Source organism: Cellulomonas gelida (assembly GCF_006538725.1).
In the GTDB taxonomy this organism is placed as follows: Bacteria; Actinomycetota; Actinomycetes; order Actinomycetales; family Cellulomonadaceae; genus Cellulomonas; species Cellulomonas gelida.
On the sequence record NZ_BJLQ01000010.1, the window covers coordinates 20,341 to 43,793 of the forward strand.

24 protein-coding genes and 1 tRNA gene are annotated in these 23,453 nt (G+C 73.8%); 15 read left to right on the top strand and 10 right to left on the bottom strand.

Annotation, left to right across the window (positions count from 1 at the left end; genetic code table 11):
- Positions 1–164: 164 nt before the first annotated feature.
- Together ppk2 and nhaA are read left to right on the top strand one after the other, a co-directional pair.
- Positions 165–1,025 carry a polyphosphate kinase 2 gene (gene ppk2, locus CGE01nite_RS06395; protein ID WP_048342029.1) on the top strand — a complete coding sequence of 287 codons (861 nt, stop codon included), beginning with the start codon at positions 165–167 and terminating at the stop codon, positions 1,023–1,025.
- A complete protein-coding gene (gene nhaA, locus CGE01nite_RS06400; protein ID WP_082156208.1) occupies positions 1,022–2,548 on the top strand; it encodes a Na+/H+ antiporter NhaA in 1,527 nt (508 codons plus the stop codon). Before ppk2 ends, nhaA begins: the two co-directional genes overlap by 4 nt.
- On the opposite strand, the gene CGE01nite_RS06405 is transcribed toward nhaA, so the two are convergent.
- Both CGE01nite_RS06405 and CGE01nite_RS06410 read right to left on the bottom strand, forming a co-directional pair.
- Positions 2,521–3,327 (bottom strand): SDR family NAD(P)-dependent oxidoreductase, encoded by an 807-nt coding sequence (locus tag CGE01nite_RS06405; protein ID WP_229747386.1) that lies wholly within the window; start codon positions 3,325–3,327, stop codon positions 2,521–2,523. The two genes, nhaA and CGE01nite_RS06405, sit on opposite strands and share 28 nt — an antisense overlap.
- A gap of 208 nt (positions 3,328–3,535) precedes the next feature.
- Positions 3,536–4,045, bottom strand: a complete 510-nt coding sequence (locus CGE01nite_RS06410; protein ID WP_141369717.1) for a DsbA family protein — start codon at positions 4,043–4,045, stop codon at positions 3,536–3,538.
- A gap of 35 nt (positions 4,046–4,080) precedes the next feature.
- Here CGE01nite_RS06410 and CGE01nite_RS06415 point away from each other — a divergent pair, with 35 nt between their 5' ends.
- Entirely contained in the window at positions 4,081–5,145 is a 1,065-nt protein-coding gene (locus tag CGE01nite_RS06415) for a DNA-3-methyladenine glycosylase 2 (RefSeq protein WP_141369719.1), read from the top strand.
- Here the strand turns inward: CGE01nite_RS06415 and CGE01nite_RS06420 are convergent.
- On the bottom strand, positions 5,078–5,509 hold the full coding sequence (locus CGE01nite_RS06420; protein ID WP_141369721.1) for a hypothetical protein: 432 nt from the start codon (positions 5,507–5,509) through the stop codon (positions 5,078–5,080). The two genes, CGE01nite_RS06415 and CGE01nite_RS06420, sit on opposite strands and share 68 nt — an antisense overlap.
- A gap of 489 nt (positions 5,510–5,998) precedes the next feature.
- Between CGE01nite_RS06420 and CGE01nite_RS06425 the strand changes: the two genes are divergently transcribed.
- From CGE01nite_RS06425 to CGE01nite_RS06440, 3 genes are all read left to right on the top strand, one after another.
- A complete protein-coding gene (locus CGE01nite_RS06425; protein WP_141369723.1) occupies positions 5,999–6,955 on the top strand; it encodes a DUF4349 domain-containing protein in 957 nt (318 codons plus the stop codon).
- Positions 6,956–7,102: 147 nt separating this feature from the next.
- Positions 7,103–8,095 carry a hypothetical protein gene (locus CGE01nite_RS06430; protein ID WP_048342034.1) on the top strand — a complete coding sequence of 331 codons (993 nt, stop codon included), beginning with the start codon at positions 7,103–7,105 and terminating at the stop codon, positions 8,093–8,095.
- A 91-nt stretch (positions 8,096–8,186) separates the two neighbouring features.
- The gene (locus CGE01nite_RS06440) at positions 8,187–9,731 is read left to right on the top strand and encodes a DUF2079 domain-containing protein (protein WP_229747385.1); all 1,545 of its coding nucleotides are present in this window, start codon (positions 8,187–8,189) and stop codon (positions 9,729–9,731) included.
- 11 nt (positions 9,732–9,742) lie between these two features.
- On the opposite strand, the gene CGE01nite_RS06445 is transcribed toward CGE01nite_RS06440, so the two are convergent.
- Positions 9,743–10,666 carry a LysR family transcriptional regulator gene (locus tag CGE01nite_RS06445; RefSeq protein WP_082156210.1) on the bottom strand — a complete coding sequence of 308 codons (924 nt, stop codon included), beginning with the start codon at positions 10,664–10,666 and terminating at the stop codon, positions 9,743–9,745.
- A gap of 70 nt (positions 10,667–10,736) precedes the next feature.
- Between CGE01nite_RS06445 and CGE01nite_RS06450 the strand changes: the two genes are divergently transcribed.
- Both CGE01nite_RS06450 and CGE01nite_RS06455 read left to right on the top strand, forming a co-directional pair.
- The gene (locus tag CGE01nite_RS06450) at positions 10,737–11,747 is read left to right on the top strand and encodes a DMT family transporter (RefSeq protein ID WP_229747384.1); all 1,011 of its coding nucleotides are present in this window, start codon (positions 10,737–10,739) and stop codon (positions 11,745–11,747) included.
- Between the two features lie 19 nt (positions 11,748–11,766).
- Positions 11,767–11,840 (top strand) — tRNA-Met (locus CGE01nite_RS06455).
- Positions 11,841–12,424: 584 nt separating this feature from the next.
- Here the strand turns inward: CGE01nite_RS06455 and CGE01nite_RS06460 are convergent.
- Entirely contained in the window at positions 12,425–13,039 is a 615-nt protein-coding gene (locus CGE01nite_RS06460) for a DNA topoisomerase subunit B (protein WP_141369731.1), read from the bottom strand.
- A gap of 119 nt (positions 13,040–13,158) precedes the next feature.
- On the opposite strand from CGE01nite_RS06460, the gene CGE01nite_RS06465 reads away from it, so the two are divergent.
- Positions 13,159–14,115: an SPFH domain-containing protein gene (locus CGE01nite_RS06465; protein ID WP_048342048.1), complete on the top strand. Its 957-nt coding sequence runs from the start codon at positions 13,159–13,161 to the stop codon at positions 14,113–14,115.
- On the top strand, positions 14,112–14,369 hold the full coding sequence (locus CGE01nite_RS06470; protein WP_141369733.1) for a type II toxin-antitoxin system antitoxin: 258 nt from the start codon (positions 14,112–14,114) through the stop codon (positions 14,367–14,369). Before CGE01nite_RS06465 ends, CGE01nite_RS06470 begins: the two co-directional genes overlap by 4 nt.
- A 33-nt stretch (positions 14,370–14,402) precedes the next feature.
- Here CGE01nite_RS06470 and CGE01nite_RS06475 read toward each other — a convergent pair whose 3' ends face one another.
- From CGE01nite_RS06475 to CGE01nite_RS06490, 4 genes are read right to left on the bottom strand one after another with little or no spacing between them, the layout of a single operon-like run.
- Complete coding sequence (locus CGE01nite_RS06475) at positions 14,403–15,191, bottom strand: ABC transporter permease (protein WP_141369735.1); 789 nt, start codon at positions 15,189–15,191, stop codon at positions 14,403–14,405.
- Positions 15,188–16,168: an ATP-binding cassette domain-containing protein gene (locus CGE01nite_RS06480; RefSeq protein ID WP_141369737.1), complete on the bottom strand. Its 981-nt coding sequence runs from the start codon at positions 16,166–16,168 to the stop codon at positions 15,188–15,190. Before CGE01nite_RS06480 ends, CGE01nite_RS06475 begins: the two co-directional genes overlap by 4 nt.
- A 34-nt stretch (positions 16,169–16,202) precedes the next feature.
- Positions 16,203–17,042, bottom strand: a complete 840-nt coding sequence (locus tag CGE01nite_RS06485; protein WP_141369739.1) for a DUF4097 family beta strand repeat-containing protein — start codon at positions 17,040–17,042, stop codon at positions 16,203–16,205.
- Positions 17,043–17,053: 11 nt separating this feature from the next.
- Positions 17,054–17,542 carry a toxin-antitoxin system HicB family antitoxin gene (locus CGE01nite_RS06490; RefSeq protein ID WP_141369741.1) on the bottom strand — a complete coding sequence of 163 codons (489 nt, stop codon included), beginning with the start codon at positions 17,540–17,542 and terminating at the stop codon, positions 17,054–17,056.
- Between the two features lie 169 nt (positions 17,543–17,711).
- Here CGE01nite_RS06490 and CGE01nite_RS06495 point away from each other — a divergent pair, with 169 nt between their 5' ends.
- Positions 17,712–18,695, top strand: a complete 984-nt coding sequence (locus CGE01nite_RS06495; RefSeq protein WP_141369743.1) for an NAD-dependent epimerase/dehydratase family protein — start codon at positions 17,712–17,714, stop codon at positions 18,693–18,695.
- Between the two features lies 1 nt (position 18,696).
- The gene (locus CGE01nite_RS06500; RefSeq protein ID WP_141369745.1) at positions 18,697–19,272 is read left to right on the top strand and encodes a TetR/AcrR family transcriptional regulator; all 576 of its coding nucleotides are present in this window, start codon (positions 18,697–18,699) and stop codon (positions 19,270–19,272) included.
- A gap of 54 nt (positions 19,273–19,326) precedes the next feature.
- On the opposite strand, the gene CGE01nite_RS06505 is transcribed toward CGE01nite_RS06500, so the two are convergent.
- Complete coding sequence (locus CGE01nite_RS06505; RefSeq protein WP_141369747.1) at positions 19,327–21,456, bottom strand: SpoIIE family protein phosphatase; 2,130 nt, start codon at positions 21,454–21,456, stop codon at positions 19,327–19,329.
- 228 nt (positions 21,457–21,684) lie between these two features.
- Here CGE01nite_RS06505 and CGE01nite_RS06510 point away from each other — a divergent pair, with 228 nt between their 5' ends.
- From CGE01nite_RS06510 to CGE01nite_RS06520, 3 genes are all read left to right on the top strand, one after another.
- Positions 21,685–21,855, top strand: a complete 171-nt coding sequence (locus tag CGE01nite_RS06510) for a CsbD family protein (RefSeq protein WP_048342054.1) — start codon at positions 21,685–21,687, stop codon at positions 21,853–21,855.
- A gap of 202 nt (positions 21,856–22,057) precedes the next feature.
- A complete protein-coding gene (locus CGE01nite_RS06515; RefSeq protein WP_141369749.1) occupies positions 22,058–22,915 on the top strand; it encodes an SDR family oxidoreductase in 858 nt (285 codons plus the stop codon).
- Positions 22,916–22,981: 66 nt separating this feature from the next.
- Entirely contained in the window at positions 22,982–23,443 is a 462-nt protein-coding gene (locus CGE01nite_RS06520) for a hypothetical protein (RefSeq protein WP_141369751.1), read from the top strand.
- The last annotated feature ends 10 nt before the right edge of the window (positions 23,444–23,453 follow it).

Below are 23,453 nucleotides of genomic sequence, written 5' to 3' on the forward strand. Positions count from 1 at the left end.
CTAGGACCGCAGATGCGGTCTGGAGGCCCCGTTCGTCGACGATTCCGCGACAGAGGAGGCGCACCGCCCCGCGCTCGACTGTCGGTCGTCGCACCACCGGGGGCCGCTCGACCACGAAGCTCTCCCACCTCCCTGCGAACGGGACGGCGCGGTAGCGTCCCCGCATGGGGACGAAGGCGAAGAAGTCCAGGAAGGGCGGCGAACGGGACCGGGACAAGATCCCGAACTCGGTCTACGAGGCCGAGCTCTTCCGGCTGCAGACCGAGCTGGTCAAGGTCCAGGAGTGGACCCGGGCGTCCGGCGCGCGGATCGCCGTGATCTTCGAGGGACGTGACGCCGCCGGCAAGGGCGGCACGATCAAGCGGATCACCGAGTACCTGTCGCCCCGGACCGCACGCATCGCGGCGCTGCCGACCCCCACCGAGCGCGAGAAGACGCAGTGGTACTACCAGCGCTACGTCGCGCAGCTGCCGTCGGCGGGCGAGATCGTGCTGTTCGACCGCTCCTGGTACAACCGGGCGGGCGTCGAGCGCGTCATGGGCTACTGCACGCCGCAGGAGTACGCGAAGTTCATGCGGCAGACGCCGATCTTCGAGCAGATGCTGGTCGAGGACGGGATCCTGCTGCGCAAGTACTGGTTCTCGGTCTCCGACGCCGAGCAGCTGCGCCGCTTCCGCTCGCGCCTCGCGGACCCCCTGCGCCAGTGGAAGCTGTCCACCACCGACCTGCAGTCGATCTCCAAGTGGGAGGAGTACTCGCGGGCCAAGGACGAGATGATGGTCCACACCGACGTGCCCGCGAGCCCGTGGTTCGTCGTCGAGAGCGAGATCAAGAAGCACGCGCGGCTCAACATGATCGCGCACCTGCTGTCGACCATCCCGTACACCGACGTGCCGCACGAGAAGGTCGTCCTGCCGGACCGCCCCGCACCCTCGTCGGGCTACGAGCGCCCGCCCCGGGAGCTCTCGACGTACGTGCCCGACCACGTCGCCGCGCTGCGCGGCGACGTCGAGCGAGACCTGTGACCGCGAGCTCCACGAGTGCGGGCGTCGGGCCTGCGCTGCGCGTCCGCGTGCCCACGCTGACGCCCAACGTGCGGGACTTCCTGCGCACCGAGGCCGGCTCGGCGCTCGTCCTGCTCGCGGCGACCGTCGTCGCGCTCGTCTGGGTCAACTCCCCGTGGTCGGCGTCGTACGACGAGCTCTGGCACACCACCGCGGGCCTGCACGTCGGCACGTGGGGGCTCGACCTGACGCTGCACGGCTGGGTCAACGACGCCGCGATGGCCGTGTTCTTCACCGTCGTCGGGCTCGAGATCAGCCGCGAGGCGACGCGCGGCGAGCTGCGCGACCGCCGCACGGTCGCCGTGCCCGCGCTCGGCGCGCTCGGTGGGCTCGTCGTCCCCGTGCTGCTGTTCCTCGCGATCACCACCGGGACCGACGTGCAGCACGGGTGGGGCGTCGTGATGTCGACCGACACCGCGTTCCTCGTCGGGATCCTCGCGCTGTTCGGCCCCGCGTGCCCGGACCGGCTGCGCCTGTTCTTGCTGACGCTCGCGATCGTGGACGACATCGGCGCGATCACGGTCATGGCGGTCTTCTACACCGCGGACGTGAACCTGGTGGCGCTGGCGATCTCCGGCGCACTCGTCCTGACGCTGCTCGTGCTGCGCTGGCTGCGGGTGTGGCGGCTGCTGCCCTACGCGCTGTGCGGCCTCGCGCTGTGGGTCGCGGTGCAGGCGTCGGGCGTGCACGCGACGCTCGCCGGGGTCGCGGTCGGGCTGATCGTGCCGGCCACCGCGCCGCGCCGCGAGGACGTCGAGGCCGTCCGCGGGTACGCGCGCGACCTCGTCGAGGAGACGACCGCCGACCGCGAGCACCTCGCCGAGCTCGCCGCGCGCGCGGCCGTCCCGGCCAGCGACCGGCTGCAGCGGATGCTGCACCCGTGGAGCGCGTTCGTCGTCGTCCCGCTCTTCGGGCTCGCGAATGCCGGCGTGCGGCTCGACTCCGAGGCCCTGTCGGAGGCTGCGCACTCGCGTCTGACGCTCGCGGTCGTGGTGGGCCTCGTCGTGGGCAACGCGATCGGCATCACGGGCGCCGCGACGCTCGCGATCCGGCTCGGCATGGGTGACCTGCCCGGTCGCGTGCGCTATGGGCACCTGCTGGGCGGCGCGGTGCTCGCGGGCATCGGGTTCACGATCTCGCTGTTCATCGCCGAGCTCGCGTTCGACGACGAGGAGCACCTCAGCCAGGCGAAGGTCGGGATCCTCGCGGGCTCGCTGCTCGCCGCCGCGACCGGGTCGGTGCTGCTGCGCTGGCTGGGCGAACGGCTGCCCCTGTGCTCACCGCCGCGCGCGGCCCCGACGTCGCTCCCGCCGCTGCCCTGGCGCGCACCCGAGTCAGCCGTGGGCACGGGTGAACCGCCGGGCACCGGGGCCTCGTCGGGCACCGGGGCCTCGTCGGAGCTGTCAGGCATCGGGGAGCCGTCGGTCGGCCCCGACGAGTCGACGAGCGCGGACGGTCAGGCCAGCGGGTCGTCGGGTCCGTAGGCCGGGACCCGGATCCGGCGCGCGTCCTGGCGGACGATCTCGGCTGCGGCCGCTCGCAACGAGGCGACCGTGTCCGCGCCCGCACGCACGAACCGGCCCGACAGCGCGTCGAGCTCGCCGTCGCCGAACGCGCGCACCAAGGCGACGACGGCGTCGACCGACGTCCACGCGGTGCGGTCGGCGTGCACGGGCATCGCGGCGGTCATGTCGGTCGCGACGACGCCCGGCGCGAGGTCGAGCGTGCGGATCCCCCGGTCGCGGTACTGCGCGTCGAGCAGCGTCGTGAGCCGCGCGAGCGCGCCCTTGCTGATGCCGTAGCCCGTGTACTGGGTCTGCCGGTTGTAGCCCGAGCCGGAGTTGATCTGCAGGAGCCGGCCCTCGCCACGCGCGAGCATCGCGGGCAGCACGGCGTGCGCGACGAGCATCGGGCCGCGCACGTTGGTCTCCACGACGCGCCAGGAGTCCTCGACGTCGTCGGAGACGAAGTCCGTCTCGTCGTGCTCGATCACGCCCGCGTTGTTCACGACGAGGTCGATCCGGCCGAGGCGGTCCTCCGCGCGCGCGACCGCGTCGGCCACCTCGGTCGCGTCGACGAGGTCCGCGGCGGCGACCACCACGCGGACGTCGGGCGCCTCCTGCGCGACCTGCGCCGCGGTCTCGTCGAGGTGCGCACGCGTCCGCCCGACGAGCGCCACGTCGTACCCGGAGCGCGCGAGCCCGACCGCGATCCCCCGCCCGATCCCCCGGCCTGCCCCTGTCACCAACGCTGTGGAACTCACGCTCCCACCCTGCCACGCCCACCCCACCCGACCACCCCGCCGACCCAGCGTCCGCTCCGGCTCTGACGACCCCAGGCCTGAGCAACCGCTGGCTCACCGTGGAGGTAGCCGCGGCCCAGCCCCACCGCACCCCGGTGACCCAGCGTTCGCTCCGGCTTGGGCGGCCCCAGGCCTGAGCAACCGCTGGGTGGGCGTGGTGGGGGGCGGGTCAGGTGGTGGTGGCGGCGCGGAGGGCGTCGGGGGTGATCGGGCCGGTGTAGCGCGTGCCGTCGATGAACAGCGTCGGGGTCCCGCCGACCCCGTGGGACAGGCCCTCGAGGTAGTCCGCCTCGACCGCGGGCGCCCAGCGCTGGACCGCCTCGCCGACGACCTCGTCGGGGTCGATCCCCGCCTCGCTCGCGTACCGACGCAGGTCCGGGTCGGCGAGGCGGTCCTGGTGCGCGAACGCCGCGTCGTGCAGGTCCCAGAACCGGCCGTGCGCGGCGAACGCCTCCGCGGCGAGCGCCGCAGTCAGCGCGTGCGGGTGCACCTCGAACAACGGGAAGTGCCGCCAGACGAGGCGGACCCGACCGTCGGACGTCGCGACGACGTCGCGCAGCACCGGCGCGGCCGCGCGGCAGTACGGGCACTCGAGGTCGCCGAACTCGACGATCGTGACGGGCGCCGTGGGCGAGCCGTAGGAGTGGCGGTGCGGGTCGAGCGGCGAGTCCTGGGGCACGGACCCCACGGTAGGGCCAGCTACGGTGGCGAGCGATGACCTCCGTGCCCGCCGATGCGCCCGCCGCTGTGCCCGCCACTGTGCCCGCTCTCGCGCCGCCGGCCGAGGACGGGGCGGTCGTCGTGCGGGTCCCGTTCGACGCGCGGGCGGCGCTCGCCTACCTCGCCACGCATGTGGTGCCCGGCGTCGAGACCCTGACGACGGACGCCACGGCGCCGACCGGGACGGCCTCGAGCGCGACGGCCTCGAGCGGGACGGTCGAGCGGCTCGTCCCCGACGACGACGGCGGCCTCCTGCGTCTCGTCGTGCACCTCGCGGACGACGAGGTCAGCGCGCGTCTCGTGCCCGTTCCGGGGATCGGGACGCGCCCGCCGGGAGCCGGCGCGACGTCGAGCGCGCGCGTCGTCGAGCTGCTCGACCAGTGGTTCGGGCTCGGCGACGACCTGGCGGCGGTCGTCGAGCACCTGCGGGACGACGACGTGCTCGGGCCGTTCGTCGCCGCCCGGCCGCACCTGCGCGTCCCCGGGCACGTCGACGCGTTCGAGGTCGCGGCGCAGACGGTGCTCGGCCAGCAGGTCTCGCTCGCCGCGGCCCGCACGTTCACGGGCCGCCTCGCGGACGCGCTCGGACCCGTGCGGGCCGACGGGCTCACGCTGTTCCCCAGCGCGGCGCACGTGGCCGCGGCCGACCCCGACGCGCTGCGGGAGGTGCTGCGCGTCCCCGCGAGCCGCGCCCGCACGCTCGTCGGCCTGGCCCGCGCGTGCGCCGACGGCCTCGACCTGCGCGCGACGGACGACCCGGACGCGACGCGCGCGGCGCTCGTCGCGCTGCCCGGGATCGGCCCGTGGACGGCCGACTACCTCGCGCTGCGCGCCACCGGCCTGCGCGACGCGTTCCCTGCGGGCGACCTCGTGCTGCGTCAGGCGCTCGGGCTCGACAAGCCGCGCGACGTCGAGGCGCGGGCGCAGGGCTGGTCGCCCTGGCGTGCGTACGCCGCCCAGCACCTGTGGTCCGGGACGGTGCTCGAGCGGCTCACGCGCGCAGCCGCTTCTCCAGCTCGACGTCGCTCGACGGCTCGTCGGGAGCCACCACCGGGGTGAATCGGCGCTCGCGCAGCAGCGCGAGGGCGTCGGTCCGCGACGGGTCGACCGCCACCTGCAGGCGTGCGTAGCCCGCGGTCGCGGCCGTGGACTCGAGCACCGCGAGCGCGCGCCGGATCCGGTCGCGGCGGTGGCGTCCGGGGACCGCCCACACGCCGGTGAGCTCAGCGACGCGAGCGCCGTCCGCGTGCGTCGCCGCGGGCGCGAGCGCATGGAAGGAGCCGCCTGCGACCGGGACGTTGTGCTCGAACACGACGACGACGTCGTCCTCCGGCGCCCCGCGTGGGGCCCCGCCGAGGCCGTCGGCCGGCGCGACGCCCAGCAGGGGCGTCGCTCGGACGGGGAGGTCCAGGACCAGGGACACGGGTACTCCTCGAGCACGGCACGGACCGGGCGACGACGCGACGGTCGCGAGCGGTGCGCGGACGATCAGGAAATGGCGGGGTCGGCCGGAGAGGGCCGGACGGGGCCGACGGGCGCCGGGATCGGCGGCCTGGTCGGGCGGGGGTGGCGCGTTCCGGTCAGCGCGGACAGCGGAACGCGCAGAGGTATCGCGACTCGAGATCCATCGACCACGCGCGTACGGCACGGGAACGCGCGGGATGTCCCCGTCGTCCGTGCATGGCGCCTACCTCCGCGGTTCGGGTCTGGATCGACCCGTCGAGCGCGACCGTACGTCCGCCCAGGAAGCCGGTCAACCGGTTTCGCGAGCCTTCTCACGCCTCGACCACCGTCGGTGCGCACGCTCCGCCACGAGCACCGGGCGCCGCCGCGGGCTGCGATCCGGTGACGACGACGTCACGATTGCACCACGTCCACCCCGGCGCCGGGTCCGAGTCCCTACGGTCGCAGCATGACCACGCTGTCTCGTCGCCTCCGCCCGTCCGCGCTGACCTGGGCATCCGCCGCGATGCTCGTCGGGCTCCTGCTCGCCGGCTGCTCGGCGAGCGCCGACGACGCGGCCGACGGCGGCGCGGCGCCCGCCGCCGTCGATGCCGGGAGCGACAGCGCCGCCGACGAGTCGGGCGGGAAGGCGGACGACGACGGGTCGTCGTCACCGAACGAGGCGCGGCTGGTGGTGCAGACCGGGTCCGTGTGGGTCGAGGCCGACGACCCGCTCGCCGCGGCGCGCGAGCTCGCGACCTACGTCGAGCGCTCGGGCGGCCGCGTGGACGCGCGCTCGGAGTCGGCCGCGAGCGCCGACGCCGTGGCGACGGCGTCGCTCACCATCCGCGTCCCGGCGGCCAAGGTCTCCGCGACGATCCAGGAGCTGGGCGAGCTCGGCCGGGTCAGCAACGTGGACCTGCGGGCCGAGGACGTGACCGACGCCGCGCAGGACCTCGACGCCCGCATCCACGCGCTCGAGCTCTCGGTGGCGCGCATGGAGGCCCTCATGACCTCCGCGACGACGACCAAGGACCTGCTCGACGCGGAGGCCGCGCTGTCCTCGCGCCAGGGCGACCTCGAGTCGTTGCGCTCGCAGCGCGCACGGCTCCAGGGGCAGGTGTCGCTGTCGACCATCGACGTCACCGTCTCCGGGCCGGGCACGCTGCCGGTCGAGACGGCCGAGAGCTCCGGCACGTTCCTGTCGGGCCTCGAGGCGGGGTGGGACGCCCTGGTCTCCACGATCTCGGTGACGATGGTCGTCCTGGGCGCGATGCTGCCCTGGCTCGTCGTCGTCGGGTTGCTCGGACTCGTGGTGCTCGCCGTCCGGCGGCGGCGCCGGACGGTCGCCACGACCCCCGAGCGCGAGCCCGTCACGGTCGCCGCCCCCGGCACAGGTGGCGACGAGGCTCCGCACCAGGACTGAGCCGTCCGGCCGTCGGCGTCACCCGGACGTGTCGCCCGCACGGGCGAGGTCCTGGCACCCGGTCACCCGAACGATCACTCGTGCGGGCCGCGCGGGGGACGCCCGGCCGGCCGTACGGTCGAGCGGACCGGCGGGAGGGCCTGGGACGTGAGCACCGTGAGCAAGGACCCGCGGTGGCGGGAGGCGGAGAAGTTCGCCGAACGCCACGCGCGGATCGTCCTCGCCCGGCTCGACGCGCACGTCACGACCGCGCCGCAGGACGGTGCCCTGGACCTCGTCGGCGAGGACCTCGCGGCGTTCGTCGAGCACTACCGCTCGCCCGTCTCGCGCGAGACGGTCGAGCGCCTGCACCGCGCGGCGGGCGGACGGACGGCCGTCTGCTACTCGCGCGCCGGGTACAGCAAGACGGCGGTCCTGTGGGCCGACGAGCATCGCGTCGCGCTGTTCGGCTACACCGACGTGGGCCACGCCGCGCCGCTCAGCTCGTACGCGTCCGAGCTCGTCACGCGCGCGCAGGCCGAGAGCGCCCACCACGTGCGGCTGGCCGCCGACGTGGTCACGCGCCACCAGAGCGCGCTGCGGCACGAGGCGGAGCGCCGCGAGCGCGAGGCCCACGCGGCGGCGCTGCGCGCCCAGCAGGCGCAGGAGGCCGCCGACCGGGCCCGACGGCGCCGCCGCGAGCTCGACGAGGCGACCCTCGGCCGCACGTTGTCGCTCCTGCTCGCGCAGCGGATCGACCCGACCGCCCTGCACGTCACGGTCCAGCGCCTGGCGTTGTCGGGCGTCGTGTCCGCCGTCGCCGCGGGGGCCGACCGACTCGGTCTGGCCGAGCGTCCGCACGCCGTCGCGCTCGTGCGCACGATGTTCGACGAGGCCGCGGGCGCGCTCGAGGTCGCGACCCCGCCGTGGGCGCACACGACCCCGCAGTACCGGGCCGCGCGTGCCGCGTTCTACCGGGCTCAGGACGCGCTCGACGCGGCGGACGGTTTCGGGGTCGCGGGGCACGTCGCGCCCGACGACGTCGCGCGGCACCTGCACGAGGCCGAGAAGTGCTGGCGTGCGGTGGTCGCCGAGCTCCTCAAGGCGCAGGGCGTGCCTGTTCCCGACCTGCCGAGCCCGCGGCGGCCCGCCCTGCGGTAGCCCTGGGCCGACCACGTGAGCTTCGCGAGTCACGGCACCTCCGCGAGCCGTCGCGGCTCCCGAGGACAGCGTGGGCTGTCATGATTCCCCGGTGGCTGTGACCGACGACACGACCAAGACACCCGACGGGGCGCCCGCCCCCGCCGAGCCCACGGAGCCCGACGGTGCGGACGGCACCGACGCGACGGCCACGGCCGCAGCGCCCGTGGTCGACAGCGAGCCGCTCGCCCCGCCGGAGCCTCGGGGCGTCGCCGCGTGGGCCGGTCCGCTCGTCGTCGCACTGCTCGCCGCCGCCACCTACGTGACGTACTCGGTGCTGCAGTGGCGCCGGTTCGAGTCGCCGTCGTGGGACCTGGGCATCTTCACGCAGCTCGCCCGGCGGTACGCCCACCTCGAGGCGCCGATCGTCACGATCAAGGGCGACGGCTTCAACCTCCTGGGCGACCACTTCCACCCGCTGCTCACCGTGCTGGGCGTGCCGTACCGGCTGTTCCCGCACGCGCTCACGCTGCTCGTGGTCCAGGGCCTGCTGTTCGCGGCGTCCACGTACGTCGTCGGCCGGCACGCGGTGCGCCTGCTCGGCGCGTTGCAGGGCACGCTCGTCGGTGCCGCGTACGCGGTGAGCTTCGGGCTGGTCGGCGCGGTCGCCGCGCAGTTCCACGAGATCGCGTTCGCGGTCCCGCTGCTCGCCCTGTCGCTCGTCGCGCTGCTCCGCGAGCGCTGGCTCGCCGCCGCCCTGTGGGCCGCTCCGCTCGTCTTCGTCAAGGAGGACCTCGGCCTGACGGTCGCGGCCCTGGGGTTGGTGCTGTGGTGGAAGATGCGCGGCCGGGACACGCAGCGGCCCTCGCTGGGCCTGTGGCTCACCGGGTGGGGATTCGGGTGGACGGTGCTGTCGACCGCGGTGCTGATCCCCGCGCTCAACACGCAGGACCAGTGGGACTACGGCTCCCGGATCGACGTCGTCGGCATCGCCACCCACCCGTGGACGGCGATCACGCTCCTCGTCGACGACGGCAGCAAGATCATCACGCTGCTCCTGCTCGTCGCGATCACCGGGTTCATCGGCGTGCGGTCCCCGATCCTGCTCGTCGCACTGCCGACGATCATGTGGCGCTTCTACGCCGACAACGGCTACTACTACGGCCACACGTGGCACTACAGCGCGGTGCTCATGCCCGTCGCGTTCGCGGCGCTGCTCGACGGCGTGCTGCTGGCACGCCGCTCGCCCCGTCCATGGCTGCGCCGGTACTCGCTCGCCGCCGCCCCCGTGGCGGTGGCGGTCGCGGCGATGCTCGTCCCGCAGCTCGACGTCGCGCGGCTGGGACGGCCCGACGACCTGTGGGCGCAGTCCGACCGCGCGGTCGAGGCGCGTCAGGTGCTCGCGACCATCCCCGACGACGCCACGGTGGAGACCGACATCGGGCTCATGTCGTACCTGGTCGACCGCACGGACGTGTTCTACGTCGGGAACGCGAACAACCCCGTGCCCGACTACGTGCTGATCGACCAGTACGGCGGCGGGTGGAACCCGGCCCCGAACGACGCCGCGCAGTACGCCCAGGACCGCTTCGCCGGGACGACGTTCCGGATCGTGTACGACGCCGGCGGGTTCCAGCTCGCGCAGCGCACGAGCTGACCCCCGCGGGTTCAGCTCCGGGCGGTCGCGTGCTTGTCGTGCCGGGTGCCGGCGCGCTCGTCGGCCGGGTGCCCTGGGACGACGAGCGGGTCCGTCGCCTCGACCAGCGCGCGCACGAGCGGGTGCCACGGACGGCGCGCGGGACCCGTCAGCACCAGGTCGCGCGTCGCGCTGGGCGTCAGCGGGCGCATCACCACGCCGGGCGGGAGCAGCCCTCCCCCGAGGCTCGGCATGATCGAGACGCCGATCCCCTCGGCCACCATGCGCACCATCGTCGCGAGCTCGCGGACGCGCTGGTCGGCGCGGTACGGCAGGCCGGCGACGGCGTGCAGGCGGCGGACCTGCGCCTCGCACCCGCCTCCGGAGACGAGCAGGCCGTCCTCCTGCAGCTCGGCCAGGTCGATCGCGGGCTCGGCGACGAGCGGGTGGTCCGAGCGCACGACGGCGCGGAAGTCGTCCCGGCCCACCAGCACCCCGCCCGGATGGCCGACGTCGGGGTCGACGAGCACGGCGGCGTCGACGATGCCGCCCTCGAGCCACTGGGGCATCTCGTCGTCGTCGCCCTCGAATACCTGGACGTGCACGTCGGGCAGCCGCGCCGACCAGTGCTTCAGGAGTGCGGGCATGAGGCCCTGGCAGACGGTCGGGACCGCCGCGAGGCGGACGGTGCCGCGGTGGCGACCCGTCGCCGCGTCGGCGAGGTAGGCGTCGGCCGACGCGACGGCGGCGCGCGCGTGCGGCAGCAGGCGGGTCCCGAGCGGTGTCGCGGTGGCGGGCGTGCCACGCTCGATCAGCCGACCCCCGGCCTCCTTCTCGAGCGCGGCGACGGCGTGTGACACGGCCGACTGGCTCACGTCGAGCGCCGCTGCAGCGTCAGTGAAGGAGCCGAGGTCGACGACCGCGGCGAGCACCCGGAGCTGTGCGAGCGTCGGCATGAACGGAGTCTATGAGCACATGAACGACATTCGCTTGCCTCATGTGGGCGCGGTCCAGGATCGTCGTGCCGTGACCCCGTCCCCCACCACGGTCCCGCCCGCCGGTCCGACGACCGCGTCGGCTCCCACGCCCGGCCCCGCACCGGCCGCCGGGCGCATCGTCGTGAAGTACGTCGCGCTCGCCCTCATCTGGGGCTCGAGCTTCCTGCTCATCAAGGTCGCGCTCGAAGGCCTGGCCCCCACGCAGGTCGCGCTCGGCCGGATCGTGCTCGGCGGGCTCGCCCTGTTCGCCGTCGCGACCGTGACCCGCCGCCGCTGGCCGCGCGACCCCCGCGCCTGGGGCCACCTCGCGGTGACCGGGCTGCTGCTGTGCGTGCTGCCGTTCCTCGCCTTCGCGTGGGCCGGTCAGCACCTGGCCTCGGGGCTGTCGTCGATCCTCAACGCCACGACCCCGCTGATGACCGCCGCGGCCTCAGCCGCGCTCCTGCCCGCCGAGCGCCTCACCCGCCGTCAGGGGCTCGGCCTCGCGCTCGGCATCGTCGGGGTCGTCGTGATCGTCGGCCCGTGGACCTACCTGGGCGACCTGGCCGAGTCCGCTCCCCTGCCCGCGGTCCTCGCGTGCCTCGGCGCGACCGCCTGCTACGGCCTCGGCATGACCTATCTGCGTCGCTTCGTGACCCCGCTGCATCTGCCGGCCGAGACCGTCGCCGCCGGCCAGGTCGGGTCCGCCGCGGTCGTCATGCTGCTGCTCGCGCCGTTCGTCGCGCGCGAGCCCGTGACGCTGTCGACCTCCGTCGTGACGAGCCTCGTCCTGCTCGGCGTGCTGGGCACCGGCATCGCGTACGTGTGGAACACGCAGGTCGTCGCCACGTGGGGTGCGCAGCGCGCCTCGACGGTCACGTACCTGACGCCGGTCGTGGGCGTCGCGCTCGGCACGGCCGTGCTCGGCGAGCACCTCGAGTGGTACGAGCCCGTGGGCGGGGCGCTCGTCGTCGTCGGTGTCGTCGTCGCCCAGGGCGCGCTGCGCCGGCCCGTGCGGCGGGCGTCACATCCGGTTGATTTGGACACCAGCCGCGGCTGACGTATGGTTGGCGAGCCGACGCGGGGTGGAGCAGCTCGGTAGCTCGCTGGGCTCATAACCCAGAGGTCGCAGGTTCAAATCCTGCCCCCGCTACAAGTGTGGTGTCTCAGGACATCGAGAACGCCCGAACCTGCGTTTCGTGGGTTCGGGCGTTCGTCATTTCCGGGTTCGTGGGTGTTGTGGCTGGTAGTCGCGGGTGGGGTCGAGGGTGAGCTCGCGCAGGATCTCGCCCGGTAGGCGGTCGCTGCGGCGCGTGCGACGACCATGTCGTGGTGGTGGTGCAGGTGCCAGGCGATGGTGTCCGCGCCGGCGGCCGGGCCTCGGGCCGTCAGGTCCTTGCGGAGCTCGACGATGAGCTCGACGACCGGGCCGGGCGTGGCGTGCGGGGAGCTGTGCGGGGGTCGCGAACGAGGCTCGAACGCTGCCTCCCCGTGCACTCGGTAGCGCGTGAGCAGCTTGTAGACACGAGCGGGCGACTCGGTAGTCGCGGGAGACCTGCGCGACCGGGCGACCTTCGAGCACGACAGCGGTGATGACCAGACGAGCCTTCGACATGCCCGGCCATCGTGACCCTCGACGTGTCCGCGATGACTCGGGACACGCTGTCCGAAATGACGCGAGACACCGTCCTGGATGTCCTGAGATCACACACTGCCCCGGCTACAGACGCACGACGGCTACTGAGACTCCAGGGTCGTGGTCAGCCACCCGAACCCGGGCAGCGCTCGCAGTCGTCCCGTGAGGTCGTCGACGGACAGCCGGGGATCGACGCTGAAACGCACCGCCGTGCCCGTCTCCCCCGTGGGCTCCACCGGCACCAGGCCGCTCGTCGGGATGCCGTGCTCGTAGCGCTGGGTCCACGCCCCGTTCGTGCGACGGTTCGTGTGCATGAGCCATGTGCTCAGTGCGGCGACGACGGAGATGCCTCGCCGAGGGTAGCCGTCCGGCAGCAGCACGTCGTGGGCGCCGTCGAAGAAGCGCACGTCGCGCGTCGCCATGACGGGCTTCCTGATCGGCGCGCCGTCGCGCTGCTGCCGGGTGTCCGTCCCCCGCCCGTCGTCGACGACCGAGACCGACCCGTCCGCGTGCCGCGTGACGACGCACGTGCCGCGCCGTCCACACGCGGCGGCCTCCTCGTCGGCGTAGGCCATGACCTCGAGCACGAGGTGCAGCGCCCCGCCGGGTGCGTACCGCTGAGGGTCGCAGCGGATCGCCTCCAGGTGAGCGTGGTCCACGGCCACAGCCCACTCGTGGGTCGTGGTCACCCAGGTCGCGGGGTCCGAGGTCGGCATGAGGCGCATCGTGGCACGGTCGGGTGACGCCACCTGGGCCGTTCAGGCCCGTGCGCCCCAATGTGATATCACTTTGATATCGCACGGATGGCCCGGCGATCGACCTCGAGGAGAGCCCCATGACCGACACCGTCCCCCCGCAGAGCTCCGAGGGCGGCGACCCCGCAGGCAGGCCCGTCGGCCACGCGGGTGCTCGCGTCGGCGTCGAGGAGCGGTCGGCATGGACGGTCGGCTCGGGCGGCGCCGCTCTCGTCCTGCTGCTGTCCCTGGGCCTCGTGGTCGCCTCCATGCCGCTCTTCGCCGCCGCTGACGCGGGAGCGGGCGCGCTCGGGTTCGTCGGGGTGCTCTCCCTGCTGCTCGCGGTACTCGGGTTCTCCGGTCTGACGATCGTCTCCCCCGGGCAGACCAAGGTGGTCCAGCTGTTCGGGCGCTACCTCGGCACGGTTCGGCGGACCGGGTTCGTCCTCACGGTTCCGCTGACGACGAAGCGGCGCGTCTCGGTGCGCGTGCGCAACTTCGAGACCAACGAGCTCAAGGTCAACGACGCCGACGGCAACCCGATCAACATCGCCGCGATCGTCGTCTGGCAGGTGGCGGACACCGCCAAGGCCACGTTCGCCGTCGAGGACTACGCCGACTTCGTGCGCGTGCAGTCGGAGTCCGCCCTGCGACACGTCGCGATGGCGCACCCGTACGACCACGCCGAGGACGGCGAGCAGTCGCTGCGCGGGGCGACCGAGGTCGTCTCCGCCGAGATCGCCGCCGAGGTCGCCGCGCGGGTCGTCATCGCGGGCGTCGAGGTCATCGAGGCGCGCATCTCCAACCTCGCGTACGCCCCGGAGATCGCCCAGGCCATGCTGCAGCGGCAGCAGGCGGGCGCGATCATCGCCGCGCGCGAGCGGATCGTCGAGGGTGCGGTCTCGATGGTCGAGGACGCGCTGTCCCGCCTCGAGCGCGACGGGGTCGTCTCGCTCGACGACGAGCGCCGCGCGGCCATGGTCTCGAACCTGCTCGTCGTGCTGTGCGGCGACAGCCGAGCGACGCCCGTCGTCAACACGGGCAGCTTGTACGCGTGACGGACGACGCCGACGCGCTCGCGTCGGGCGGGGCCACCCCCGCCCGACGCCAGCGCAAGTCCGTGCTGCTGCGCCTCGACCCCGCCGTGCACGACGCGCTGGCCCGCTGGGCCGCCGACGACCTGCGCTCGCTCAACGCTCAGGTCGACCTCCTGCTGCGGCGCGCGCTGACCGAGGCGAACCGCATGCCGCGCGACGCCCGTGCACCCCGACCTCCCGGCCGACCGGCCGCATCCCCGCGCGACGCCGACTGAGCGCGGTCCTCGCACCGACGCCCGCGCGCAGCGTCAGGGGGTGCGCAGCGTCTTGCGCTCGTACAGGCGGCGGGCCCAGAGCCAGCCGCCCACGCCGATCACGACGATCCACGCGAGGCTGATCCACGCGTCCGACCCGACGGGCGTGCCGAACAGCAGCGAGCGCAGGGTCTCGATGAACGGCGTGAACGGCTGGTGCTCGGCGAACCACTGCATCCACGAGGGCATCGACTCCGTCGGCACGAACCCGCTGCTCAGCAGCGGCAGGATCATGATCGGCATCGGCAGGTTGCTCGCACTCTCGACCCCGCGGGCGTAGACGCCGAACGCGACGCCCAGCCAGCACAGCGCGTAGCTGATGAGCGTGAGCAGCCCCGCGGCGCCCAGCCAGCCCCAGACGCTCGCCGGCGCACGGAAGCCCATGAGCAGCGCGACGAGCAGGACCGCGACGGTCGCAATCATGAGCTGGATCGTGTTGCCGAGGACGTGACCCATCAGCACCGCCGAGCGGGAGATGTTCATGGTGCGGAAGCGCGTGATGATGCCCTCGCTCAGGTCCTGCGCCACCGAGATGGCCGGGCCTGTCGCGCCGCCGGCGACCGTCAGGAGCAGGACGCCCGGCACGACGTACTGCAGGTAGGACGCGGTGTCGCCGGCGGGTAGCCCGGCGCCCATCGTGCCGCCGAAGACGTACACGAACAGCAGCAGGAAGACGACGGGCAGGGCGATCAGGTACGTGATGATCGGGTAGCGCACGGCGTGGCGGATGTTGCGCCGCAGCATCGTGGTCGCGTCGGTCAGGCTTGGTGCGATCGCGCTCATGACGCGACCTCCTCTCGGGCGGCGTTCTCGCCGCGAACGGTGGCGTCGGGGACGGTGGCGTCGTGACCGGTCAGCGCGAAGAACACGTCGTCCAGGTCCGGGGTGTGGATGGACAGCGAGCGCGCCTCGACGCCGCTGCGGTCGAGCTCGTCCATGACGGCGCGCAGCGAGGCGAGGCTGCCGTCGCTGGGGATCTCGAGCGCGAGGCCCTCGTCGTCACGCGGTGCGTGACCGAGGGCGCCGGCCACGGCGCGCACACTGTCCTGGTCGTCGAACTCGAGGCGGATCCGGCCGCCCGGCACGAGCCGCTTGAGCTCGGTCGGTGTGCCCTGCGCGACGATCACGCCACGGTCGAGCACCGCGATCCGGTCGGCGAGCTCGTCGGCCTCGTCGAGGTACTGGGTGGTGAGCAGGATCGTCGTGCCCGCGGCGGAGAGCTCGCGCACGATCTGCCACATCTCGGCGCGGCTGCGCGGGTCGAGCCCGGTCGTGGGTTCGTCGAGGAAGACGATCTGCGGGCGCCAGACGAGGGTCATCGCCAGGTCGAGGCGTCGGCGCATGCCGCCGGAGTAGGTCGCGAGCGGCTTGCGCGCGACCTCGCCGAGGTCGAATCGCTCGATGAGCTCGGCGACGCGGCGTCGTCCCTCGACCTTGCCGAGGTGACACAGGTCCGCCATGAGGCGCAGGTTCTCCTCGCCCGTGAGCAGCGCGTCGACCGCCGAGAACTGGCCGGTGACGCCGATCGCGGCGCGCACCGCGGCGGGCTCGCGCACGACGTCGTGACCGGCGACGCGAGCGGTGCCGGCGTCGGGCCGCAGGAGCGTGGACAGGATGTGGACGGTCGTCGTCTTGCCGGCGCCGTTCGGGCCGAGCAGCGCGAGGACGGTGCCCGCGGCGACGTCGAGGTCGATGCCGTCGAGCACGACGGTGTCGCCGAACGACTTGCGCACGCCTTGGATCTGGATGGCCGGGGTCATGGTGGAGGTCCTCTCGTGTGGTCTGGTGGTCGCCTCATGCGGTCTGCGGGTCGCAGCGGTCGACGGTGATGGAGCCGTAGCCGGTGCGCACGCGCACCTCGAGGGCCTCCTCGTCGGGCGCCGGGCCCGAGTCGTTGGCCAGTGCGGTGCGGACGACGCCGTGCCGCGACGACGCGTCGAGCCAGACGGCCGTGCCGCGCCGGACGCCGATCGAGACGTCGCCGTAGGAGCCGTCGACCTGCACGACGCCGCGCGCGGCCTCCCGCACCCGCACCGCGCCGTAGGCGGAGCGGATCGTCGCTCCGGCTCCGACCGTGCGCAGCTCGATCGACCCGCTCGACGAGGCGAGCTCGGCGAGACCCCCGACCGCGTCGACGACGACCGGGCCGTCCGACCCGGTCACGCGCAGCGACCCGTCGACCCGGCCGATGTGCGCGGAGCCGGACTTGAACGACACCTCGGCGTCGCCGGCGACGTGCGTCACGCGCACCTCGCCGTGCCCGCCCACCACGGCCAGGCGCTCGGCTGAGTCGACCGCGAGCTCGCCGTACGCGACGTCAGCGCGCACCGCGCCGAGCCGCCCCGACAAGTGGGTCGCCCCGTACTTGTTCGCGGTCTCGACGGCCGATCCCTCCGGCACCTCGACGACGACGTCGACCGAGTCACCGGGACCGAAGATGGCGAGCCGGAACGGCCCGGTCACCACCACGCGGTCCCCCACCCGGCTCACCTTGACGCCCTCGGCCGCCGCACGGTCGCCCGACCGTCGCGGGTTCGACGGCGAGACCGAGACGGTCACGTCCGACCGGTCGCTCGCGACGACGTCGATGCGCCCCATCTGGATCTCGACGCGCACCTCAGCAGGGCCGTCCACCGGGAACGACCTCAACGGACCCACCCCGTGAACGACGTGCCGCGCGACTCGCGCACGGCCGGGCGGGGTTCGAGCGCGAGACTGACCGCGCGCACGAGCCAGGTGTTGAGCGAGATCCCCTCGGCGGCGGCCGCCGCCTCGGCGCGCGCCTTGAGCGTCTCCGACAGGCGCAGCGTGGTGCGGGACGTGGAGCCGTCGTCGGGCTCGTCGGGCGGGGTGGGCGTCGTGGACGGGACACCGCCCGGGCCCTCGTCGGACGCGGGCCTGGTGACCGCGAACTGGACCTCGCGGCCGCGCAGGCGCACGTCGACCGAGCCCGGCGCGAGCTCCCGGGTGATCTCCCCCGCCGCCTCGGACAGCGCCTCCAGGATCGCGAGGCGCGCGGCGGGCTCGAGCGCGGTGACGAGTCGCTCGGCCTGCCCCTGTGCGGCGGCGTCCCCCGCCGCGCCCGCGGCCACGAGCTGCCTCTGGAGCTCTTCGACGTGATGCGTGATCTGCATGACGCCATAGTGACACCACTATGGCGTCATGTCACGCCATGGTGGTGTCGACGTCACGGCGCAGCAGAGAGGGGTCTCCTAGCCGATCGGCTAGGACTTTGCTCCCGGGGGTGCCCCGAACCGCGGTCCTAGCGTGACTGACACGCGACGACGACACGATGAGGCGATCATGAACGACACGCTTGTCCTGGGCGGCACCGGCCTGCTGGGTTACCACACGACGCTCGAGCTGCTCGCGCGGGGCCACGCGGTCTCGACGCTCTCGCTGCCGCTCGACGGCGACTCGTTCCTGCCCGAGCAGGTCGACGCGCACTGGGCCGACGTCGCAGACCTGTCCGACGACGAGGTGCTCGACCTGCTGCGCGGCAAGCACGCGGTGTTCTACGCGCTCGGCTCCGACGAGCGCGTCATCCCCCCGGCCCCCGCAGCCCGGTTCTTCTACGAGGCGAACGTCGTCCCGACGCAGCGCGTCGCGCGCCTGGCCCGCCAGGCGGGCGTCGCGAAGTTCGTCCTGTACGGGTCGTACACCGCGCAGTGGGCCGAGCAGTGGCCGGACCTGGACTACCGCGGCCGCAACGGCTACCCGCGCACGCGCCTCGCCCAGGAGGAGGTCGCCTACCTCGAGGGCGACGGCGCGATGGACGTCATGAGCCTGCGTCTGCCCTACATCTTCGGGCTCGTCCCCGGTCAACGTCCGCTGTGGCAGATGTTCCTCGACATGGACGCCGCGCAGCAGGGCCCGATCGCGGTGCTCGGCGGGTCGACGTCCTCGGTCACGGTCCGCCAGGTCGCCCAGGCGGCGGTCGGCGCGATGGAGCACGGCGAGCACGGCGGCCGCTACCCCATCAACGCCTACGGCCTGACCTACCTCGAGTTCCACCAGATGTGCTGCGAGGCGCTCGGCCGCGACCCGAAGGACGTCGTCGTCGTGCCACTCGAGGCCGTGCTGCCCGCCTACGAGGCGGCGCAGGAGCAGACTGCCTCCGCGGGCGTCGAGCACGGGATCCACCTGCCGGACTCGGCGCGGTTCCAGGACCGCGACGCGGTGAGCGACCCGGCCCTCAGCGCCGTACTGGGCATCGAGCCCGACGACGTCCCGGCCGCCATCCGCGAGTCCCTGCAGTGGTGCGTGCAGCACCCGCGGACGGCCTGACGTGCCGCGCGGGGACGCCGCGCCGGAGCGGCTCGTCGCCCGCGCACTGGAGCTGTTCGCCCGGCACGGGGTGGCTGGCACCTCGTTGCAGATGATCGCCGACGACCTCGGGGTGACGAAGGCGGCCGTGTACTACCACTTCCGCACCAAGGAAGCGGTGGTGCACGCCGTCCTCGCCCCGGCGTTCGCCGGGTTCGCCGACCTGCTTTACGACGTCGAGCGCTACCCGCAGCCGCAGCGCGCGGCGCTGCTCGTCGACGGCCTGGCCCACCAGGCGGTGCAGCACCGCACGCTGTACTCCGTGGTGCTGCGCGACGTCGCCGCAGCGCAGCTGGGCCGCCGGTCCGCGGCGCAGGCCGCGCTGTTCGACCGGCTGCGCGACACGCTCACAGGACCGCAGGCCGACGCCGGCGCGCTGGTCCGCGCGGCGATCTTCCTGTCCGGGCTCGTCGGCCCGGCCGTCGACCCGGCCGTGGCCGCGCTCGACGACGACGCCCTCGAGGCCGCGATCCGGTCCGCCGGGCGCCGGCTCCTCGGGCTCCCCGACGTCGCGGCAGCGCCTGTGCCCGGGCGCTGACCTCGTCACGACGTCAGGTCGCCTCGGCCTCGGACCGGCAGTCGCGTCCGGACGTCAGGCCTGCGGCGCCAGGTGGACCGCGAGCAGCGCGACGTCGTCGTCGGGCTCGCCGCCCGGGGTGAGGCGTTCGAGCAGCAGGTCGACCAGGAGGTCCAGGTCGAGCAGCGAGTCACCGCGCGCAGCCGCTCTCGCGCGCGGCAGCACCTCGCGCACGGTCGACAGGAGACGGTCGATCCCCGCGAGCAGGCCTTCGCCACGCCGCTCGATCAGGCCGTCGGTGTAGAGGACGACCGTCGAGCCGCGCGCCACCTCGATGACGTGGTCGGTCCGTGGGGTCGCGGGGTCCAGACCGAGCACGAGCTCGTAGGGCCGCGACTCGAGAAGCGAGACGGCATCGTCCGCCGCGACGAGCACCGCGGGTGGGTGCCCGGCGTTCGTCCAGCGCAGCGTGGTCGTTCCCCGCCGCCGCTGCTCGTCGGACTGCTCGAGGCGCATCAGCACGGCGGTGGCCATCGCGTCGATGTGCAGCGCCTTGGTCGCCGAGTCGAGCGCGCGCAGCACCTCCGCGGGCGTGCCGCCCGACGTGTGCGCGATGCCTCGCAGCAGGGTCCGGACCTGGCTCATGGCAGCGGCGGCGGGGGTGTCGTGGCCCATCACGTCGCCGATCGCGACCACGGTGTCCCCGGACGGCTGGACGAAGGCGTCGTACCAGTCCCCGCCCACCTGCGCCGCCTCAGCCGCCGCCACGTAGCGCGCGACGACGTGCAGGTCGTCGGGCTCGGCCGGCGCGGCGAGCAGGGAGCGCTGCAACCCCGCCGCGATCGCGCGCTGCCCCTGGTAGAGCCGGGCGTTGTCGAGCGCCATGCCCGCGCGGTCGGCGAGCTGGACCAGGAGCGTGAGGTCGTCCGGCGCCAGGTCCGGGCTGTCCTCGTCGAGGAAGAGAGTGATCGCGCCGACGGTGCGCCCGCGCGCACGCATCGGGACCGCGTACGCGGTGCGCGGGGCGAGCTCGCGCAGCACGTCCCGCGCGGCACCGGTCAGCACCTGGCTGATCGCGGACGTGGCGTCCTCGACCGTCACCGGCTCGCCGGTGCGCAGCGCGCGGAACAGGTAGGACTCGGGAGCCAGCGCGTCGATCCGCAGCGAGGCGTACGACGTGACGGTCTCGCGGCGCTCGGGGTCCTGGTGCCACGCTGCGATGTCGCGCAGCTGCCGGTGGTCCTCGGACATCGTCACGAGGCACCACGTGCCGAACGTCGGGACGAGGTGACGTGCGAGCCTGCGCACCGCCTCCTCGGTCTCCAGCGTGGAGCTCAGGTCGTTGCCCACGTCGGCCAGCAAGGACAACCGGCGCGACGAAGCCTCCGCGAGCTCCCGGGCCGCGCGCGCCTCGTCCTGTGCGGCATGCCGGGCCGACACGTCGTCGAAGTAGACGGACAGGCCGTCGGGACCAGGCCACGCCCGGACCTCGAACCACCTGTCCAGCGGGGCTGGGTAGTACGCCTCGAACGCGCGCGGCTCACCGTCGGCGGCGGCAGCCCGGTACTGCTCGTCGAACACCGAGCCGGACAGGGCGGGGAACAGCTCCCACAGCACACCGCCGAGCACGTCGTCACGCGGGACGCCGAGCATCTTCTGCGCCGCGGTGTTCACGTAGGCGAACCGCCACTCGTCGTCGAGCAGGAAGAACGCCCCCGGCATGGTCTCCAGCACGCGGTCGACGCGCGCCTCGGCGTCTCGCTCGCCGGTCGTGTCGTACGCCGCCCCGAGGAGGCGGACCGTCCGACCATCCGGCCCGGCGAGCGCCTGTCCGCGCGCCTTGACCCACCGCAGCGTCCCGTCACCGCGCAACACGCGGTACTCGGCGACGTACATCGCGACCGACTCGATCGCCGCGTCGAGCGCCGCCTGGACCCGTGCGCGGTCGTCGGGGTGCACGAGGGCGTCGAACGCCTCGATCGTCCCGCCGAACTGCTCGCGGGTCACGCCGAACACCTCGAGCAGCTGGTCGTCCCAGTCGAGCCTGCCGGTGCGCAGGTCCCAGTCGAAGCTGCCGACCCCACCCGCGCTGACGGCCAGCTGCCACCGCAGCCGATCGGTCTCGTAGCGTGCGGACAGCGCCGCGAGAGCCGCCTCCGCCTCGACGGAGTGCTCGGCGCGGTCGGGGTCGAGCTGCTCCGTCACCTGCTCACCCTCTCGCCGGTGCGTGTCACCACGAGCAGGATAGGGCCGCGCGGGCAGCTCCCGAGGTCAACGCCCCCTCGGCCCGCCGCGGGTGGATGACCTCTGCGCTCGAGGTGCGACCGCCGCGGGACGTGCTTATGGTCGAGAGGCCGGCGCGTCATGGACCGTCGGCGCTCCCACGCCGCCGCGGCACGTGCGGTTCGGCATGGACGACGAAGGGTGGATGCGATGGGGATCGACGACAAGCTCGAGCACAAGGGCGAAGAGGTCAAGGGCAAGGTCGAGGAGGCTGCCGGCAAGGTCACCGGCGACCGTGACCTCGAGGCCGAGGGCAAGGGCGACCAGGCCGCCGCCAAGCTCAAGCAGGCTGGCGACGACGTCAAGGACGCCTTCCGCTGACACGAGGGATCGGGGCGAGCCGCGTCTGAGTCGCGGCATACCGGAGACCCGCGAGCGGCGGCGGCATGCGAGAGCTCGCCGAAGCCGGTCAGGGACGCCCTGTGCGGGCGAGCCTGACCGCCGCGCGCGGGTCTCGCCATGTCCGCACCCGTGCCGCGCGGGTCTCGCCATCTCCGCACCTGTGACGACCGAGGAGACGACGATGAACGACGCCGCACGCCCTGCCCAGCAGCAGGACCCCCCTGGCCTGACCGCCCCGATGACACCCCAGCCGGACCACGGCGAGCAGAGCTACGAGGGGCACGGCCTGCTCCTCGGCCGACGAGCCTTGATCACCGGGGGCGACTCGGGGATCGGCCGGGCCGTCGCGATCGCCTTCGCCCGGGAGGGCGCGGACGTCGCGATCGGCTACCTCGCCGAGGAGCAGGAGGACGCCGACGAGACCGCGCGCTGGGTGCGCGAGGCCGGGCGCTCGTGCGTGCTCGTGCCGGGCGACCTCCGCGACGAGCAGACGGCGCGCGACGTCGTCCGACGCGCCGTGGACGGCCTGGGCGGCCTGGACCTGGTGGTCAACAACGCGGGATACCAGATGGCTCGTCGCGACGCGTTCACGGACGTCACCACCGACGACCTGGACCGCGTCATGAAGACGAACCTGTACGCGCTGGTGTGGGTCACCCAGGAAGCGCTGCCGCACCTCGGCGAGGGCTCCGCGATCGTCAACTGCTCGTCGATCCAGGCGTATCAGCCGTCGCAGTCGCTGGTCGACTACGCGTCGACGAAGGCCGCGATCAACAACATGACCGTCAACCTCGCGGCTGAGCTCGGGCCGCGCGGCATCCGGGTGAACGCGGTCGCGCCCGGGCCGATCTGGACGCCGCTGCAGCCCGCGACCCAGCCGCCGGAGAAGGTCGAGACGTTCGGCCAGGACACGCCGCTGGGCCGGGCGGGCGAACCCGCCGAGGTGGCAGCCGCGTTCGTCTTCCTGGCCTCGTCGGTTACGGGCTCGTACGTCTCGGGCACCGTCCTGGGCGTCACCGGGGGCAAGCCCGTCTTCTGACCGGGCCCGCCCGCCGGGATCGCCGCTCGGCGTGCGGTGCGAGGGTTCGCGGCCCACGATGCCGTCATGCCCTCGCACCGCCCGCGCGCCCGCCGGGTCGTCGGCGTCGCCTCGTGCGTGGTGGTGCTCGGCGGGTGCGCGTACGGGCCGTCGTCGGCCGACCACCGCGCCGCGGAGAACCTCGCGGCCGCGCTCGACGAGGCCGCGTCGGGCGTCGAGGTCGCCTCGCTCGTCGTCGGGCTCGTCGAGGACGACCGGACGGTCACGCCCGTCGCGGACGTCACGCTGCGCGACGCGCTCGCCGACGTGGGCGGCGCGCAGGACGCCCTCGCCCGCGACGTCCCCGAGCTCGCGCAGCACGCGGCCCGGGAGCAGGCACTGGCGGCCGTCGCGGACGCGGTCTCGGCCGTCGCGGACGCGCGCTCCTGGGTGAACGGCGTCTCGCCCAGCACCGGCCCGCAGGTCGCCGCCGCCCTCGACGCGGCGGGCGAGGCGATCGACGCCGCGACGCAGGAGCTGGGCGGATGAGAGCGCTTCG

Bases quoted from the DNA above. Each gene is read 5' to 3' on its own strand.
- CGE01nite_RS06480 (WP_141369737.1), bottom strand. From the start codon at position 16,168: ATGACCCCGGCCATCCAGATCCAAGGCGTGCGCAAGTCGTTCGGCGAC.
- ppk2 (WP_048342029.1), top strand. From the start codon at position 165: ATGGGGACGAAGGCGAAGAAGTCCAGGAAGGGCGGCGAACGGGACCGG.
- CGE01nite_RS06445 (WP_082156210.1), bottom strand. From the start codon at position 10,666: ATGCCGACGCTCGCACAGCTCCGGGTGCTCGCCGCGGTCGTCGACCTC.
- CGE01nite_RS06495 (WP_141369743.1), top strand. From the start codon at position 17,712: ATGAACGACACGCTTGTCCTGGGCGGCACCGGCCTGCTGGGTTACCAC.
- CGE01nite_RS06425 (WP_141369723.1), top strand. From the start codon at position 5,999: ATGACCACGCTGTCTCGTCGCCTCCGCCCGTCCGCGCTGACCTGGGCA.
- CGE01nite_RS06490 (WP_141369741.1), bottom strand. From the start codon at position 17,542: ATGCAGATCACGCATCACGTCGAAGAGCTCCAGAGGCAGCTCGTGGCC.
- CGE01nite_RS06460 (WP_141369731.1), bottom strand. From the start codon at position 13,039: ATGCCGACCTCGGACCCCGCGACCTGGGTGACCACGACCCACGAGTGG.
- CGE01nite_RS06415 (WP_141369719.1), top strand. From the start codon at position 4,081: ATGACCTCCGTGCCCGCCGATGCGCCCGCCGCTGTGCCCGCCACTGTG.
- CGE01nite_RS06475 (WP_141369735.1), bottom strand. From the start codon at position 15,191: ATGAGCGCGATCGCACCAAGCCTGACCGACGCGACCACGATGCTGCGG.
- CGE01nite_RS06510 (WP_048342054.1), top strand. From the start codon at position 21,685: ATGGGGATCGACGACAAGCTCGAGCACAAGGGCGAAGAGGTCAAGGGC.
- CGE01nite_RS06515 (WP_141369749.1), top strand. From the start codon at position 22,058: ATGAACGACGCCGCACGCCCTGCCCAGCAGCAGGACCCCCCTGGCCTG.
- CGE01nite_RS06520 (WP_141369751.1), top strand. From the start codon at position 22,982: ATGCCCTCGCACCGCCCGCGCGCCCGCCGGGTCGTCGGCGTCGCCTCG.
- CGE01nite_RS06465 (WP_048342048.1), top strand. From the start codon at position 13,159: ATGACCGACACCGTCCCCCCGCAGAGCTCCGAGGGCGGCGACCCCGCA.